Origin of the sequence: Kitasatospora sp. NPDC094028 (assembly GCF_049543595.1) — a bacterium.
GTDB lineage: Bacteria > Actinomycetota > Actinomycetes > Streptomycetales > Streptomycetaceae > Kitasatospora.
The window spans coordinates 22,654-38,458 of sequence record NZ_JBMVFA010000052.1; the positions used below are offsets into that span (position 1 = coordinate 22,654).

Here is a 15,805-nt window from a genome sequence, read left to right on the forward strand (position 1 = left end):
CCCGGGCCGGGCTGAGGCATGATCTCGACATGGCCATCGTCGCGGGGATAGACAGCTCCACCAGCAGCACCCGGATCGTCGCGTGCGACGCCGACACCGGCACCGTGCTGCGCTCCGGCAAGGCGCCCCACCCCACCCCCGACGACCAGGACCTGCGCCCCGGCGAGGCCGACCCGCAGATGTGGCTGCACTCGCTCGGCGACGCCGCCGCCGGCGGCCTGCTGGAGGGCGTCCGGGCGATCGGCGTCAGCGCGCAGCAGCACGGCATGATCGGCCTGGACGCGGGCGGCGTGCTGGTCCGGCCCGCACTGCTGTGGCACGACCCGCGCTCCAGCGGCGCCGCCGCCAAGCTGCTCGACGCGCTCGGCGGCCCGGCCGCCTGGACGGCCGCGATCGGCGCCGTGCCCGCCGCCACGTACACCGTCGCCAAGCTGCGCTGGCTGGCCGAGTTCGAGCCCGCCAACGCCCGCCGGGTCGCCGAGGTGCTGCTGCCGCACGACTGGCTGGTCTGGCAGCTGCTCGGCCACCCCAAGCGCCGCACCACCGACCGGGGCGACGCCTCCGGCACCGGCTACTGGTCCCCGATCACCGGCGAGTACCGGCAGGACCTGGTCGAGCTGGCCCTCGGGCACGAACTGAAGCTGCCCGAGGTGCTCGGCCCCGCCGAGCCCGCCGGCCACACCCCCGAGGGCCTGCTGATCTCGGCCGGCACCGGGGACAACATGGCCGCCGCCCTGGGCCTGGGCCTGCGCCCCGGCGACGCGGTGGTCTCGCTCGGCAGCGCCGGCACGATCTTCGCGGTGCACGAGGAGGCCGTGGTCGACCCGTCCGGCCTGGTCTCCTCCTTCGCCGACGCCACCGGCCGCCACCTGCCGATGGTCGCCACCCTGAACGCCGCCCAGGTGCTGCGCTCCACCGCCGCGATGCTCGGCACGGACCTGGACGGGCTCGGCGACCTCGCCCTGCACTCCTCCCCCGGCGCGTACGGCCTGGTGCTGCTGCCCTACCTGGACGGCGAGCGCACCCCCGCACTGCCGCACGCGGCCGGCACCCTCACCGGCCTGCGGGCCGAGGCGATGACCCCCCAGCACCTGGCCCGGGCCGCCGTCGAGGGCATGCTGTGCAACATCGCGGACGCGCTGGACGTGCTGCGCGGCCGGGGCGTCGCGATCAACCGGGTGTTCCTGCTCGGCACGGCCGGCCGGCTGCCCGCCGTCCGGCACGTCGCCCCGATGCTGTTCGGCGTCCCCGTGGTCGTCCCGCCGCCCGGCGCGCACGCCGCGCGCGGCGCCGCCCGGCAGGCCGCCTGGGCGCTGGCCGGCACCCCGGAGCCGCCGGAGTGGGAGCTGCCCGAGGCCGAGACCGTCGAACCGGACGGCGAACAGGACCTGGCGATCGGCACCGGCGTGCGCCGGCAGTACCGGGCCGCCCGCGACCGGATCCACCCGGAGGCCGCGTAGCCTCTCCCGATCGCGGAGATGCGTCGCCCGGCGGCCGGTGGCAGCGTGGACCGGGACACGGCCACCGGCGGAGAGGGCGGCGGTACGCGATGGCGCTGCACAAGGGAGCCGGCGACGACCGCCGGCTGAGCATCGGCCCGTTCACCGGCATCGCCGACCCGCTCGGCGCGATGGAGCTGGCACCGCCGCTGCACCGGCTCGGCCCGGGCCCGGTGGCCGCCGACACCGCGTACCAGCTGGTCCACGACGAACTGCTGCTGGACGGCAACGCCCGGCTCAACCTGGCGACCTTCGTCACCACCTCGATGGAGACGCAGGCCACCCGGCTGATGACCGAGTGCCTCGACAAGAACATGATCGACAAGGACGAGTACCCGCAGACCGCCGAACTGGAGCGGCGCTGCGTGTCGATCCTCGCCGACCTCTGGCACGCCCCCGACCCGGACGCCGCCATCGGCTGCTCCACCACCGGCTCCAGCGAGGCCTGCATGCTCGCCGGAATGGCCCTCAAGCACCGCTGGACGCGCCGCAATCCCGACCGCTACCGGACCGGGGCCCGGCCCAACCTGGTGATGGGCGTCAACGTGCAGGTGTGCTGGGAGAAGTTCTGCACCTTCTGGGAGGTCGAGCCGCGCACCGCGCCGATGGCCGGCGACCGCTTCCACCTCGACGCCGAACAGGCCGTCGCGCTGTGCGACGAGAACACCATCGGCGTGGTCGGAGTCCTCGGCTCCACCTTCGACGGCTCCTACGAGCCGGTCGCCGAGATCTGCGCCGCCCTGGACGCCTTCCAGGAGCGCACCGGACTGGACGTCCCGGTGCACGTGGACGGCGCCTCCGGCGGCATGGTGGCGCCCTTCCTCGACCCCGGACTGGTCTGGGACTTCCGGCTGCCCCGGGTGGCGTCCATCAACACCTCCGGCCACAAGTACGGCCTGGTGTACCCGGGCGTCGGCTGGGCGCTGTGGCGGGACAAGGAGTCGCTGCCCGAGGAGCTGGTCTTCCGGGTCAACTACCTCGGCGGCGAGATGCCGACCTTCGCGCTCAACTTCTCCCGCCCCGGCGCCCAGGTCGCCGCGCAGTACTACGTCTTCCTGCGGCTCGGCCGGGAGGGGTTCCGGGCCGTCCAGGGCGCCTGCCGGGAGGTCGCCGGCTACCTGGCCGGGGAGATCGGGAAGCTCGGCTGCTTCCGGCTGCTGACCCACGGCGACCAGGTGCCGGTGTTCGCCTTCACCACCACCGGGGACGAGCCCTTCGACGTGTTCGACGTCTCGCGGCGGCTGCGCGAGCGCGGCTGGCAGGTGCCCGCGTACACCTTCCCGCCGCACCGGGAGGACCTGTCGGTGCTCCGGGTGGTCTGCCGCAACGGGTTCTCCCGCGACCTCGCCGACCTGCTGCTCGGTGACCTCGGCCGGCTGCTGCCGGAGCTGCGGCGCCAGCCCGTCCCGCTCAAGGACCTCGGCGTGCCGGCCCGGAGCGGCTTCCACCACTGACCGGACATGGCGCGGCGGGGAGGGCGTCGAAGCGCCCTCCCCGCCGCACGGCCCGACGAACCGGGGCAGCCTCCCCCCGCGAGGCTGCCCCGATCGGTGGGGGTCGGGACCTGCGATCGGACCGGTACCGGCGGACCGGGACGGTTCCCGAGCGTGTCGGCCGGTCGGCGAACCGGACCGGCAAGAGAACTCTGCACCACGGACGCGTGAAGGTTCGAGCGTTTCCAGGGGTTGTGAGACACTTCCGTCCGTCTCAGCGCCGGGACCAGGAGTTTGAGACGCCGGACCGCTGAGGTTGGAGACGCGGAGACACCCGAACGGCCAGGGCAGAGGCCGTCGCGCTCCGTCCGCCACCCACTCCCCCACTCGCATGTTTGGAAGGCCGCATTGGGTTCCGCCTGGAAGAAGCTGCCCGAAGAGCTGTCCGAGCCGGCCAGAGCGCTGGTCGACGGACTCCGGGCCGTCAAGGACTCCACCGGGCTGTCGCTCTCCGAGCTCGCCGCCCGGACGCACTACAGCCGGGCCTCCTGGGAGCGCTGGCTGAACGGCAAGCGGATCATCACCGAGCAGGCGCTGGAGGCGCTGGTCGGGACGGTCGACTGCGACGCGGCGGCGCTGCGGGAGCTGTGGCGCCGCGCGGCGGTGGCGGGGCCGGCGGACGCGGAGACCGTGGCGGACGAGCCCGCCGTCGAGGAGCCGACCGCTGGCGCCGCCGAGGACGAGGCCGCCGAGGACCAGGTGGACGTGCCGGAGCCGGCGGACCCGGCGGAGCCCGCGGCGGCCGTCCGCTGGTGGCGGCGCCCGGCGGTGCTGATCGCCGGGGCCGCGGTGCTGGCCGCCGTGCTGGTCCTGACCGGCCTGGGGCTCTCCCGGCACGGCGGGCCGTCCGATCCCGTCGCCGAGCCCGCCCCGGCCACCACCGCCGCCAAGCCCGCCCAGACCATCCCGGCCACCCCCGACTGCCGGGCGGTCGGCTGCGCCCACAAGGACCCGAAGTACACCGGCTGCGGCAAGGACGCCCGGACGCTGCAGACCCAGGTCGTCGGCAAGGTCGTCGTCTACCTCCGGTACAGCCGGACCTGCCAGGCCGCCTGGGCCGCGATCACCGAGGGCGAGCCGAAGGACTCCGCGACGATCACCGGCACCAACGGGGACAGTGAGACGGCGCTGATCCACTACGGCTACGACAACTACTCGGCGATGCTGAACGCGGCGGACCCGACGGTCGGCTTCCAGGTCTGCGGCGACCAGCCCGCCGGGCACGACTGCACGACGACCGTCACCGACCTGGCCTCGGTGGTGGAGTCCACCCCGATCCCGATCGGCCCCGCCTCCCCGCCGCCGGGCACGGGCGCGAGCGCGCAGCCGTCCACGGCGGCGCCGGCGAGCCCGAGCCCGAGCGCCGGCCAGTAGCCGGAGCCGGACGCCCTAGTCGAGGTAGCCGCGCAGTTGTGCGGCGTAGGCGTGGTCGCGGAGCTTGACCAGCGTCTTCGACTCGATCTGGCGGATCCGCTCCCGGGTGACGCCGAACACCGCACCGATCTCCTCCAGGGTGCGCGGACGCCCGTCGTCCAGCCCGTAGCGGAGCTGGACGACCTGGCGCTCCCGCTCGCCCAGGGTGGCGAGCACCGCCTCCAGGTGCTCGCGCAGCAGCAGGAGGGTCGCGGACTCGGCCGGGGAGGCGGCGTCGGCGTCCTCGATCAGGTCGCCGAGCGCCACGTCGTCCTCCTCGCCGACCGGGGTGTGCAGCGAGATCGGCTCCTGCGCGAGCCGGAGCAGGTCGCGCACCCGGTCCTCGGTGAGCTCCAGGACGGCGGCGATCTCGGCCGGGGACGGCTCCAGGCCGCGCTCCTGCAGCAGCGCGCGCTGGATGCGCACGACCCGGTTGATCAGCTCCACCACGTGGACCGGCACCCGGATCGTCCGGGCCTGGTCGGCCAGCGCCCGGCTCATCGCCTGCCGGATCCACCAGGTCGCGTACGTGGAGAACTTGTAGCCGCGGGCGTAGTCGAACTTCTCCACCGCCCGGATCAGCCCCAGGTTGCCCTCCTGGATCAGGTCCAGCAAGGTGAGGCCGCGGCCGACGTAGCGCTTGGCGACGGAGACCACCAGGCGCAGGTTCGCCTCGATCAGCCGGCGCTTGGCGATCCGGCCCCGCACCACCAGGGTGTCCAGCTCGCGGGCCAGCCGGTCGGGCGGCGGCGGGTCGGCGTTCAGCCGCTCCTCGGCGAACAGGCCGGCCTCGACCCGGCGGGACAGCTCCACCTCGTCGGCGGCGGTCAGCAGGCGGACCCGGCCGATCTCGCGAAGGTACTGGCGCAGCAGGTCGGCGGCCGGTCCGGTGCCGCCCGCCTCGGCCCGTTCGCGCGGGTCGGGCTCGGGCTCGGGCTCGGAGTCGGGCTCGGACTCGGAGTCGGACTCGGAGTCGGACTCGGAGTCGGACTCGGCGTCGAGGTCGGGCTCGCTCTCGTCCGCCCGGGGGTTCCCGGGGTCCGGGCTGTCCGGGCTGTCCGGGTGGCCCTCCGGCAGGCCCTGGGCGGGGACCCGCGCGCCGTCCGGTGGCACCGCCCCGGCCCGGCCGTGGTCGGTCTCCTGCTCCGGGGCCGGCTCGGCGGCGGGCGGTCTGTGGCTGGTGGCGGTGGACGTCGCTGCGGCGGGGCCTGGCTCCACGGGCATCCCCTCGGGGCGGGCGCGACTCTGGCGGACCCGCGCTGTTCGGAGGTGGGACGTCCTCCAGTCTGCGGTACGCCGCACTCCGTGGCCGAGACTCGTGCGCCGACTTTCTGCGCAGGACCCACGGCGCTCGACGGCGCCGCAGGGCGCACCTACAGGGCCGCCGCGCCCCGGCTGCGGAGCTGCTGGTCGTACTGCTGGAGCTGCCACAGCTCGGTCTGCACGGCGTGCAGCTGCTCCGCGTCCGCCCGGGGGCCGAGCCGCTGGAGGTAGGCCCGCACCTCGGTGATCCGCCGCTCCACGGCCAGGTGCCGCAGCTGGACCAGGAACGACCCCGCGTAGATCGCGTCCACCTTGCGGCGCGAGCGCACCGGCTCGACGGTCAGCTCCGTCACCAGCGACCGCACCCGGTCGTCCGGGGCCGCCTCGCGGACCACCGCGGTGAAGTCCGGCAGGGTCGCCCCGTAGGCGGCGCCGCCGGCCTTGGCGATCGCCTGTCGTACGGCGGTGTACGGCGGCGTCGGGAACTCGTCCTCGCCGTAGTGGTCGAAGGCCGGGCTGACCAGGTCCGGGTGCTGCAGTGCCAGCTTCAGCAGCTCGCGCTCGACGAACTGCGCCGGGTCGCGCGGGTTCAGCCGGAAGGCCGGCTGCGCGGGGCTCGGCGGCTGGACCGGCTCGGGGCGGCGCTGGGCGGCCGCACCGCGCGGGTTCTGCTGGCGCTCGCGGTCCCAGCGGGCCAGCTGGGAGATGCGGCGGACCACGAACTGCTCGTCCAGGATGCCGAGCATGCCGGCCAGCCGGACGGCGTACTCGTGCTGGATCGAGCGGTCCTTGATCTTGGCGACGATCGGGGCCGCCTCCTCCAGCGCCGCCGACCGCCCCTCCGGGGTGTCCACCCGGTGCCGGCCCACCACCGAGGTCAGCGCGAACTCGAACAGCGGGACCGGGTTGTCGATCAGCTGCCGGACGGCCTCGTCGCCCTGCGCCAGGCGCAGTTCGCACGGGTCCATGCCGCCGGGGCTGACCGCGATCGAGGTCTTGGCGGCGAACTTCTGGTCGTCCTCGAAGGCGCGCAGCGCCGCCTTCTGGCCGGCCGCGTCGCCGTCGAAGGTGAAGACCGTCTCGCCCCGGTACTGCGAGGTGTCCATCAGCAGCCGGCGGATGATCTTGATGTGGTCCTCGGCGAAGGCCGTACCGCAGGTCGCCACCGCGGACGGCACCCCGGCCAGGTGGCAGGCCATCACGTCGGTGTAGCCCTCGACCACCACCGCGCGGCCCGACTTGGCGATCTCCTTCTTCGCCAGGTCGATGCCGTACAGCACGTGCGACTTCTTGTAGATCGGCGTCTCGGGGGTGTTCAGGTACTTCGGGCCGTTGTCGTCCTCGCGCAGGCGGCGGGCGCCGAAGCCCACCACCTCGCCCGCGATGTCCCGGATCGGCCACACCAGCCGGCCCCGGAACCGGTCGATCAGGCCGCCGCGCTGCCCCTGCGAGGCCAGGCCGCCGACCAGGATCTCCTTGTCCGTGAAGCCCTTGCCGCGCAGGAACCGGACCAGGTGCTCCCAGCCCGCGGGCGCGTAGCCGACCCCGAACGCCTTCGCGGCCTCCTCGTCGAAGCCCCGCTCGGCCAGGAACCGGCGGCCGATCTCCGCCTCCGGCGAGGCCAGTTGCTCCTGGTACCAGGCCGCGGCCACCTTGTGCGCCTCGACCAGCCTGGTCCGCTCGCCCTGCTGGTGGCGGGGGCTGTAGCCGCCCTCCTCGTAGCGCAGGGTGATGCCGGCCTGGGCGGCCATCCGCTCGACGGCCTCGGCGAAGGTGAAGTGCTCGATCTTCATCAGGAAGGCGATGGTGTCGCCGTTCTCCTGGCAGCCGAAGCAGTGGAAGACGCCCTTGGCGGGGTTCACGTAGAAGGAGGCGGACTTCTCGTCGTGGAAGGGACAGACGCCCTTGTACTCGCCACCGCCACCATTGGTCAGCTGTACGTAATCGCCGACCACCGCGTCGATGGGCAGTGCGCTGCGCACCGCCTGCACGTCCTCGTCCCTGATCCGCCCGGCCACCCCGGAATTCTACTGGGGCGGCCGGGGGTTCCCGGCGCGCTGTGAGGGACGCCTCCCGCGAGGGCCGGGTCCTATGTCCAGGCGGACCCGACGAGCTTGGCGTGCAGGGCCAGCGCGGAGGCGTCCGTGAGGGTCGCGATCTGGTCGATGACGGTCCGCAGGGCGGCCCGGTCGTCCTCGGCCTCGTGGTACATCGCGGCGAACACCGGATCGAGGCCCTCGGGGGCGCGCTCGGTGAGGACGTACGCCAGCTCGGCGATCACGATCCGCTGGCGGGCCCGCAGCTGGGCCTGCTCGTCGCGCTGCATCACGTACCGGACGGCGACCGCCTTGAGCACCGCGCACTCCAGCCGGACGTCGCGCGGCACCACCAGTTCGGCGCCGTGGCGGGTGAGCCGGCCGGGGCCGTAGCGGGCGCGGGTGGCCTGCTCGGCGGCCAGGCAGAAGCGGCCGATCAGCTGGCTGGTGAAGTCCTTGAGCCCGGCGCGGGCGCGGGCCGTGCCGTCGTAGGAGCGCGGCCAGAAGTCCTGGGCGAGCAGCCGGTCGAGGGCGGCGGCCAGCTCCTCGGGTTCGGCGTCGGGGGCGTAGCGCTCGGCGACCTTGAAGAGCTCGGCCCGCTCGCTCGGGGCGCGCAGCGCGGCGGGGTCGATGTGGCCGGCCTGGAGGCCGTCCTCGACGTCGTGGGTGGAGTAGGCGACGTCGTCGGACCAGTCCATGACCGTCGCCTCGAAGCACTTGCGCTCGGGCGGGGAGCCGGCCCGCAGCCAGCGGAAGACCGGCAGGTCGTCGGCGTAGACGCCGAACTTGGGCGAGGCCGGGTCGGTGGGGTGGGCGCCGCGCGGCCACGGGTACTTGGTGGCGGCGTCCAGGGCGGCCCGGGTCAGGTTGAGGCCGACGCTGCGGCCCGGCCAGGGGGCGAGCCGGCCGGTCGGCTCCTCCTGGGGCGCGAAGCGCTTGGGTTCGAGCCGGGTGAGGATGCGCAGCGACTGGGCGTTGCCCTCGAAGCCGCCGCAGGCCTCGGCGGCCTGGTCGAGGGCCTCCTCGCCGGTGTGGCCGAACGGCGGGTGGCCGATGTCGTGGGCCAGGCAGGCGGTTTCGACGAGGTCCGGATCGCAGCCGAGGGCGGCGCCCAACTCCCGCCCGACCTGGGCGCATTCGAGGGAGTGGGTGAGCCGGGTGCGCGGGAAGTCGCTGCGCATGGGGGCGACGACCTGCGTAGTGCCGGCGAGGCGGCGCAGCGCCGCCGAGTGCAGCACCCGGGCGCGGTCGCGCTGGAACGCCGTACGGCCGGGGCGCTTGTCCGGTTCGGGGACCCAGCGGGCCTCGGCGGCGTGGTCGTACGGGAGCGGGGCGGCGAGGCGGTGCGCGGTGTCATCCATATGCCCCTCACGGTACGCCGCGCCTGCGACACGCGGGGTGTGCCGCGCACGAAGGAGTGCGGACGGGAGCGTGAACCGCGGGCGGCGCGCCGGTTCGCGGGATCGCGGGATCGCCGGTTCGCGGGAAGGGCCTCAGCCCCGGACGGCCTTGAGGACGGCGGCCGCCATCGCCTCCTGCCCCTTGGCGTTGGGGTGGACCGGCGCGAGGCCCGGGGCCGGGAAGGGCGGTTCGATCCAGCGGGCGGCTTCGCCCGCGCACATGTCGTGCCCGGCCGAGGGGGCGGCCGCGTCCACGAACACCGCGCCGGCGGCCTCGGCCCGCGTCCTGAGCATGCCGTTGAGCTGCTGTTCCTCCTCGGTGAGGAATCCGAGGTCGGCACCGGCGAGCGCCCGGCCGAGCACCGGTACGCAGCCGGCCGGATCGGCTGGGAGCAGCGCCGGGTAGCCGACGACGTAGACCCTGGCCTGCGGGGAGCGGCGCTTGATCTCCTGGAGGGCCTGGCCGAGCCGGTCGCCGGCCGCGTCGACCTTGCCGCGGATCCGGTCGGTGCCGCCGGAGGCGTAGTGGTCGCGGCAGGGCGAGTCCGAGCGGTCGTCGCCGACCAGGCCCTTCACCGCGTCGACCAGGTTCTCCTTGGCGCATTCGGTGAGGACGTCGGCGAAGCCCGCGTCGTTGCCGCCGATGCCGAGGGTGACCAGCCGGGTGGCCGGGGTGAGCGCGTCCAACTGGGCCGGGTTGGCGCCGCCGTCGGTCTGCTGCGGGCCGGTCAGGTCGCCGGTGACGGCGCCGCTGCAGCTGACGTCCCGGAACTGGCCGGGGCCCAGGCCCAGCTGCTTGGCCACCAGGGACGGGTAGTTGACCGCCGAGCGGGAGCAGCCGCGCGGCTCGCCGGTCTGCGGGGCGATCTTCAGGCCGGCCGTGTACGAGTCGCCGAGCGCCACGTACGGGCCGGTCGGCGTCGGGGTGGGCGTGGGCGTGGGGGTCACGCCGGGCCGGTCGCGGCCGGGCAGGGCACCCGCGAAGCCCTTGCCGTCGCCGTCCGCGCCGCTGCCGGCGGTGCAGCCGGCCAGCAGCAACGCGGCCAGCCCGGCCGTCAGCGCGACGGTCGGTCGTACGGTCCTCGGCATGACATCCCCCGGGGGTCGGTGTTCACGGGCAGCGCGCGGCGGCGGCCCGTCCCCCGGGCACCCACCGGCCCAACGTCCGGGCGGCGCCCGATGACTCCCGGACCGGACAACTCCTAGTCGGCGCCGCGCTCGTGCTCGGCCAGGAACTGTTCGAAGCGCCGGCCCAGCTCGTCCGCCGAGGGCAGGTCGACCGGCTCGGCGAGCAGGCTCTCCCGGCTCTCGGCGCCCGCGACGGCGTCGTACTGGCCCTCCATGCCGCGGATCGCGGAACGCAACTCGCCGTCCCCCTGGGCCAGCTGCTCCTCGATGTCGGCGTACACCTCGCCGACCTGCTCGCGCAGCCGGACGCCCGGCAGCACCAGGCCGGTGGCGGACTGGACGGCCTCCAGGATCACCACGGCCGCGGCCGGGTAGGCGGAGCGGGCCACGTAGTGCGGGACGTGCACGGCGAAGCCCAGCACGTCGTGCCCGGCCTCGGCGAGGCGGTACTCCAGCAGCGCCTGGGCACTGCCGGGCACCTGCGCCTGCTCGAACCACTGCGGGTAGCCCGCCGCGAGGTCGAGCCGGTTGCCGTGCGGCGTCAGACCGACCGGGCGGGTGTGCGGCACGCCCATCGGGATGCCGTGGAAGTCGACCGAGAGCCGAACCTCGAAGCGCTCCACCAACGCGCGGACGGCCCGGGCGAAGCCCTCCCACTCCACGTCCGGCTCGGGGCCGGTGAGCAGCAGGAACGGCGAGCCGGCGGCGTCGCGGACCAGCTGGAGCAGGATCTCCGGCGGGTCGTAGGACGTCCAGTGGTCGCGGTCGAAGACCATCGCGGGGCGGCGGGCCCGGTAGTCGACCAGGCGGTCGTGGTCGAAACGGGCGACGACCTGCGGCGAGCCCGTCTCCAGCAGGTGGGCCACCACCTGGCCGCCGGCCTCGCCGGCGTCCATGAAGCCCTCGAAGTGGTGGAGCAGCACCAAGCCAGCGCCGGTGTCGCGCAGCTCCGCGGTGGCCGCGGCCACCGCGGCCACGCCCCGCTGGTCCAGCTCGTACAGCGCCTGGAAGTCACGCACCGCGCACCCATCCCCGTTCTCTGGCTCGTCCCGGCTCTCCGGCTTCTCGTCCTCTCCAGCGTGCCGGGCCCCGCCGGAATTCCCGCACCGCGGACCTCCCTCGCCCGCCGCGCCGGACCATGATCGCACCCGAAGGGAAAGCCCCTGGTCACGGGGCCGCGAAAGCCCTATCCTGGGCTCCCCGAGAGGGTCCGCGGCGACATTCCCGTGCCGCGAAGTGACGCACCGCCTTCTGGCGGGTATCGTCCTCTCGCTGCCTCGCATCGTCGCGTCGTCGTCACGTCGTCCGTAACGCCGTCGATCACGTCCCGGTCCGGTGCTCGGCCAGTCACCCCACGACGCACCTTGCCTTCACCTGGCCGCCTGCTTCCCTTCGCGCACTCGTTTCCTTCTCGGCCATTTCGCGGACGCACACTGTCCCCTCGCTCATCCCGCCGGACCGGTCCGTGGATCCGTGTCCGTTCCGGCACCGCGCCGCCCGTTCCGGGCCGCCGCCCCCCGCCCCGCCCGACCGGAGCCCTCCGGCGCGCACGGGTACCCGGTGGGCGGTTCCGGGCCGGGGCGAACAGTCCATGCAGCCCGTGCCGCACCCCGGCGTGGGAAGCACCCTCCGACCGATGAAGGACCGAAGGTTCCGTGCCCGTACCTGTCATCCTCACCGGCCGCACCGTGCGGCTGGAGCCCCTCGCCGCGCACCACGCCGAGGCCATCGCCGAGGCCGGCGCCGAGGACCGTACGACCTACGCCTTCACCCCCGTCCCGCACGGCCTGGAAGCGGCCCGCGACTACATCGCGCGCGCCCTCGCCGACCAGGCCGCGGGCCGGTCGCTGCCGTTCGCGACGGTGAACGTCGCCGACGGCCGGGTCGTGGGCTCCACCCGCTTCCTGGAACTCGACTACTGGCAGGGCCCGATGGTGTGGCCGCCGGTCCCCGGCGTGCCCTTCGGCGATCCGGAGACGGCCGTCCCCGACGCCGCCGAGATCGGCAACACCTGGCTCTCGCCGCGCGCCCAGGGCACCGGCATCAACACCGAGGCCAAGCTGCTGATGCTCCGCTACGCCTTCGAGACCTGGGGCGTGCAGCGGATCTCGCTGCGCGCGGACGCCCGCAACCTGCGCTCGCGGGCCGCGATCGAGCGGCTCGGCGCGACCTCCGAGGGGGTGCGCCGGGCACACTCGCGCGGACTGGACGGGGTGGTCCGCTCGACCGCGTTCTACTCGATCCTGGACACCGAGTGGCCGGCCGTGCGGGACATCATCGAGCTGCGGATCGCCGCCGCCACCTCGCCGAGCGCCCCGGATCCGGCGATCAACAAGGAGTGCCTTAGACACGGCGGCAGCGGTGCCGGGCAGCTGATGATCACGGTCTGAGGGGGGACCGCTCACCACTGGCGGCAACCCGCAGGATCCAGCTCAGGACGAGCAGGCCGTGCGGGTCCTCGGGTGCCGCCGACCAGCGGTGGTGGCTCGTCTCGGCGACCGCCGAGACCGGGCACCAGCCGCCGCGGATCCGGGCGACCGTCACCTCCCAGACCGGAGGGCCGTCGTTGCGGCGGCAGATCCGGACCGCTCCCTCGCGGGTGTGCACCGCCCAGCGACCGTCCAGCAGCTCCGTGTGCCGCCCCGCCCGGATGCGCTCCCACTGCTCGTCGGTCCACTCCACCTCGGGGACGGGGTGCGGGCGCGGGACCAGCATGTCCGCCCGACCCCGGCCGCCGGTGACGCCGCCCGGTTCCGGGAACGTCCAGGCCGGGAGCCGTTCGCGGGCGGCCAGCCACGCGGCCGGGATGCCGACGGTTCCGGTGCGGGCCGCGACCACCCCGCCGGTGATCGCGGCCACGGTGTCCATGTCGCCGCCCGCCGCGATCGCCTCCCACACCGCGGACCGGTAGTCGGTGAGGTGCCGGGCGGCGCACCACAGCGCGTACGGGACGGTGTCGGCGGCGGAGGTCCGGCTGCCGTTGCCGAGCACCTTGGCGGCGACCCGAAGGTCGGGCTCGTCGAGCAGCTCGATCGCGTCGGTCAGTCCGTCGTGGACGGCGCCCAGCGGGGTGCGGTGCCTGACCTCGACGAGGAGGTCCTTCGGCGCCGTGGCCCCGGTGCGCGCCCGGACGGCGAGGGCCGCCGCCACCGCGACGGCGATCGCGCCGTCCACGGCCTGCGGATGGGTGTGCGTGATGACCGCCGTCCGCGCGGCCAGCCGGACGGCCTCGTCCGGGTCGTCCGCGTGCGCCGCCCCCAGCGGGGCGACCCGCATCGCGGCGCCGTTGCCGTACGAGCCCTGGCCGTCGAAGAGTTCGGCGGCCAGGGCCTCGGCGTCGCCGCCCTCGCGGACCAGTCGCAGCAGCCGGTTGGCGGCCGGGCCGTAGCCGCGGTCGAAGTCGTGGCGGCGGGCGAAGGCGTGGGTGAGGTCGAAGGTGTCGATCGTGCCGCGCTCGGTGTGGGCGGCGTACACCGAGCAGGCCATCTCGGTGTCGTCGGTCCACGGCCAGGGGCCGGGCGGGTCGGTGCGGTGCGCGAGGTGGGCGCGGGCGGTGGCCGGGACGAACATCTGGGCGCCGAGGGCGTCGCCGACCGAGAGGCCGTGCAGCGCGTCGAGCGCGGGACCGTTGTGTGCGGTTGTCATAGGGGCCCAAGCTCAGCCGCTCTCCCCCGGGTTCGTCAACACCGTTTCGCGGACTCCCTCGGAGGGTGATGTTTCGCATACCTCCGATCCCGGCGGGCAGCACCCGGGTATGACCCGCGCGAACGCCCTCGACCCCGTCGTGCTGCTCGGCGCCGACCAGCAGCACATCGCCACCCGCTCGCAGCTGCGCCGCCTCGGGGTGCCGTCCGGCACCATCGCCCACCGGCTGCGGCCGGGCGGGCCCTGGCAGCAGGTGCTGCCCCGGGTGATCTGCCTGCAGAGCGGGAGACTGACGTTCCATCAGAGACTCCGGGCGGCCCTGGCGTACGCGGCCCCGAAGGGCCGGGAGGCGCGGGCCGGGGAGGTGCTGCTGACCGGACTGGCGGTACTGGCGGAGGCGGGGCTGCCGAGCGCCGGGCACCCGGCGGACATGGCCGAGGTGGACGTCCTGATCCCGGGCCAACGGCGCGTCGGGGACCGGGAGTTCGTGCGGATCCACCGGGCGGCCGGGGCGATGCCGGGCGGCGTCGAGCGGGGCGACGGGCTGTGGGGTACGACGGTGGCACGGGCCCTGGCGGACCTCGCGCCGAAGGAGACCGGGCAGCGCCGGTTCCGGGCGCTGTGCGCCGAGGCGGTGCAGCGGCGGAACTGCGAACTCGGCGAGCTGCTGGACCAGTTGCTGGCCCGGCCGGGTGCGCTGGGCCTGCCGCAGGTGGCCCGGGTGGTGGAGGACCTGACCGCCGGGGTGCGCTCGGCGGTGGAGGCGGAGGCCCGCGAGCTGATCGCGCACGCGGGCCTGCCGGAGCCGCTGTGGAATCCGGTGCTGTTCCTGGACGGCCGGTTCCTCGCCGTGCCGGACGCCTACTGGCCGCACGCCTGCGTGGCGCTGGAGATCGACTCCCAGGCCTACCACCTGCGCCCGGCCGACCACGAACGCGACCTGGCCCGGGCCAACCGGCTGACCGTCTGCGGCCTGCCGGTGGTGCGGACCACGCCGGTGCAGCTGCGGCGCGACGCGGCGCCGGTGCTGCACGAGCTGACCGCCCTGGTCACCAGCGGCCCGCACGGGCCGCACGGCCGGATCAGCTGGCGGCGGGCGCGGTGAGCGCCCCCGGTCCGGCGTCGTGCGGTGGGACGGCCGCGGCCCCGCCGAACCGGCGGGGCCGCGCGGTGGGCCCGAACTCCCCCTCCGGGGAAAGGTGTTCAGCAGCGCGGGTCGATCTCCTGGAAGGTGGCGTAGTGGTCCGGGGACCAGTACTGCTCGCCGGCGCCGCCGGTGACGACGCGCCGGGTGCCGCGGTCGTTGGAGCCGGGGGTGACCACGGTGAACTCGTGGTAGTAGCCGTCCGTCTTCTTCGGCAGCCGGCTCTCGCGGTTCTCGAAGACGATGCCGTCCCGGTTGTACGGGTAGGGGCCGTTCTTGGCGATCAGGGCGAGGGTGTCCTGGGCCTGGCTGGGGAGCTTGGTGCGGCAGACGTCGGCGAGCGCCGGGTCGGCGGGCACCCAGGTTCCGGCCGGGGCGGGGGACTTGCCCGCGGGCGGGGAGGGCTTGGGGGCCGAGGAGCCCGCGGCCGAGGAGCCCGCGGCCGCGGCGGCGGTGGACGTCGCGGCGGCCTTGGGGTGGCTGCCACCGCCTCCCTTGCCGAGGAGGTATCCGAGCCCGGCGAGGACGGCCAGGATCAGGACGGCCACGACTACGAGCGGGCTTTTGCGTCTGGTCATGCGGACCAGCTTGGCAGGCGCCGATGCCGCGCTCGTCCAGGTACACACGTGGCAGGGGCCACACGAACGTACGGCCGGGGGGGGGGGGGCGCGGGGGGGCGGGCGCCCCCCCCCCCGGGGGCGCGCGCACCGCCCGCGCCCCCCCCCCGCCCGGGGAGGGCGACCCGCCCCCCGGGGGCGCCCGCCGGCGGCCCCCCCCCCCCGAA

12 protein-coding genes are annotated in these 15,805 nt (G+C 74.9%); 5 read left to right on the forward strand and 7 right to left on the reverse strand.

Annotated elements, in window-relative coordinates; translation table 11 throughout:
- Window positions 1–29 precede the first annotated feature (29 nt).
- The 3 genes from ACPC54_RS39705 to ACPC54_RS39715 all read left to right on the forward strand — a co-directional run bounded on the left by ACPC54_RS39705 (window position 30) and on the right by ACPC54_RS39715 (window position 4,366).
- Window positions 30–1,460: an FGGY family carbohydrate kinase gene (locus tag ACPC54_RS39705; RefSeq protein WP_498972197.1), complete on the forward strand. Its 1,431-nt coding sequence runs from the start codon at window positions 30–32 to the stop codon at window positions 1,458–1,460.
- Between the two features lie 89 nt (window positions 1,461–1,549).
- Complete coding sequence (gad, locus tag ACPC54_RS39710; protein WP_498972199.1) at window positions 1,550–2,953, forward strand: glutamate decarboxylase; 1,404 nt, start codon at window positions 1,550–1,552, stop codon at window positions 2,951–2,953.
- A gap of 387 nt (window positions 2,954–3,340) precedes the next feature.
- Entirely contained in the window at window positions 3,341–4,366 is a 1,026-nt protein-coding gene (locus ACPC54_RS39715) for a DUF2690 domain-containing protein (RefSeq protein ID WP_498972201.1), read from the forward strand.
- Between the two features lie 15 nt (window positions 4,367–4,381).
- On the opposite strand, the gene ACPC54_RS39720 is transcribed toward ACPC54_RS39715, so the two are convergent.
- The 5 genes from ACPC54_RS39720 to ACPC54_RS39740 all read right to left on the reverse strand — a co-directional run bounded on the left by ACPC54_RS39720 (window position 4,382) and on the right by ACPC54_RS39740 (window position 11,251).
- Window positions 4,382–5,629 carry an RNA polymerase sigma factor gene (locus ACPC54_RS39720; protein ID WP_498972203.1) on the reverse strand — a complete coding sequence of 416 codons (1,248 nt, stop codon included), beginning with the start codon at window positions 5,627–5,629 and terminating at the stop codon, window positions 4,382–4,384.
- A gap of 149 nt (window positions 5,630–5,778) precedes the next feature.
- Window positions 5,779–7,686: a DNA primase gene (gene dnaG / locus ACPC54_RS39725; protein ID WP_498972205.1), complete on the reverse strand. Its 1,908-nt coding sequence runs from the start codon at window positions 7,684–7,686 to the stop codon at window positions 5,779–5,781.
- 71 nt (window positions 7,687–7,757) lie between these two features.
- Window positions 7,758–9,065 carry a deoxyguanosinetriphosphate triphosphohydrolase gene (locus ACPC54_RS39730; RefSeq protein ID WP_498972207.1) on the reverse strand — a complete coding sequence of 436 codons (1,308 nt, stop codon included), beginning with the start codon at window positions 9,063–9,065 and terminating at the stop codon, window positions 7,758–7,760.
- A 132-nt stretch (window positions 9,066–9,197) separates the two neighbouring features.
- Window positions 9,198–10,193, reverse strand: coding sequence for an SGNH/GDSL hydrolase family protein (locus tag ACPC54_RS39735; protein WP_498972209.1), 996 nt, complete (start codon window positions 10,191–10,193; stop codon window positions 9,198–9,200).
- A gap of 113 nt (window positions 10,194–10,306) precedes the next feature.
- Window positions 10,307–11,251 carry a PAC2 family protein gene (locus ACPC54_RS39740; RefSeq protein ID WP_498972211.1) on the reverse strand — a complete coding sequence of 315 codons (945 nt, stop codon included), beginning with the start codon at window positions 11,249–11,251 and terminating at the stop codon, window positions 10,307–10,309.
- Window positions 11,252–11,887: 636 nt separating this feature from the next.
- On the opposite strand from ACPC54_RS39740, the gene ACPC54_RS39745 reads away from it, so the two are divergent.
- Window positions 11,888–12,622: a GNAT family N-acetyltransferase gene (locus ACPC54_RS39745; RefSeq protein WP_498972213.1), complete on the forward strand. Its 735-nt coding sequence runs from the start codon at window positions 11,888–11,890 to the stop codon at window positions 12,620–12,622.
- On the opposite strand, the gene ACPC54_RS39750 is transcribed toward ACPC54_RS39745, so the two are convergent.
- Window positions 12,612–13,877: an ADP-ribosylglycohydrolase family protein gene (locus ACPC54_RS39750; RefSeq protein WP_498972215.1), complete on the reverse strand. Its 1,266-nt coding sequence runs from the start codon at window positions 13,875–13,877 to the stop codon at window positions 12,612–12,614. The genes ACPC54_RS39745 and ACPC54_RS39750 overlap by 11 nt on opposite strands.
- A gap of 109 nt (window positions 13,878–13,986) precedes the next feature.
- Here ACPC54_RS39750 and ACPC54_RS39755 point away from each other — a divergent pair, with 109 nt between their 5' ends.
- Window positions 13,987–14,982, forward strand: coding sequence for a putative endonuclease domain-containing protein (locus ACPC54_RS39755; protein WP_498972217.1), 996 nt, complete (start codon window positions 13,987–13,989; stop codon window positions 14,980–14,982).
- Between the two features lie 98 nt (window positions 14,983–15,080).
- On the opposite strand, the gene ACPC54_RS39760 is transcribed toward ACPC54_RS39755, so the two are convergent.
- Window positions 15,081–15,599: a ribonuclease gene (locus tag ACPC54_RS39760; RefSeq protein ID WP_498972218.1), complete on the reverse strand. Its 519-nt coding sequence runs from the start codon at window positions 15,597–15,599 to the stop codon at window positions 15,081–15,083.
- Window positions 15,600–15,805: the final 206 nt, after the last annotated feature.

Bases quoted from the DNA above. Each gene is read 5' to 3' on its own strand.
- ACPC54_RS39705 (WP_498972197.1), top strand. From the start codon at position 30: ATGGCCATCGTCGCGGGGATAGACAGCTCCACCAGCAGCACCCGGATC.
- ACPC54_RS39750 (WP_498972215.1), bottom strand. From the start codon at position 13,877: ATGACAACCGCACACAACGGTCCCGCGCTCGACGCGCTGCACGGCCTC.
- gad (WP_498972199.1), top strand. From the start codon at position 1,550: ATGGCGCTGCACAAGGGAGCCGGCGACGACCGCCGGCTGAGCATCGGC.
- ACPC54_RS39730 (WP_498972207.1), bottom strand. From the start codon at position 9,065: ATGGATGACACCGCGCACCGCCTCGCCGCCCCGCTCCCGTACGACCAC.
- ACPC54_RS39735 (WP_498972209.1), bottom strand. From the start codon at position 10,193: ATGCCGAGGACCGTACGACCGACCGTCGCGCTGACGGCCGGGCTGGCC.
- ACPC54_RS39760 (WP_498972218.1), bottom strand. From the start codon at position 15,599: ATGACCAGACGCAAAAGCCCGCTCGTAGTCGTGGCCGTCCTGATCCTG.
- ACPC54_RS39720 (WP_498972203.1), bottom strand. From the start codon at position 5,629: ATGCCCGTGGAGCCAGGCCCCGCCGCAGCGACGTCCACCGCCACCAGC.
- ACPC54_RS39755 (WP_498972217.1), top strand. From the start codon at position 13,987: ATGACCCGCGCGAACGCCCTCGACCCCGTCGTGCTGCTCGGCGCCGAC.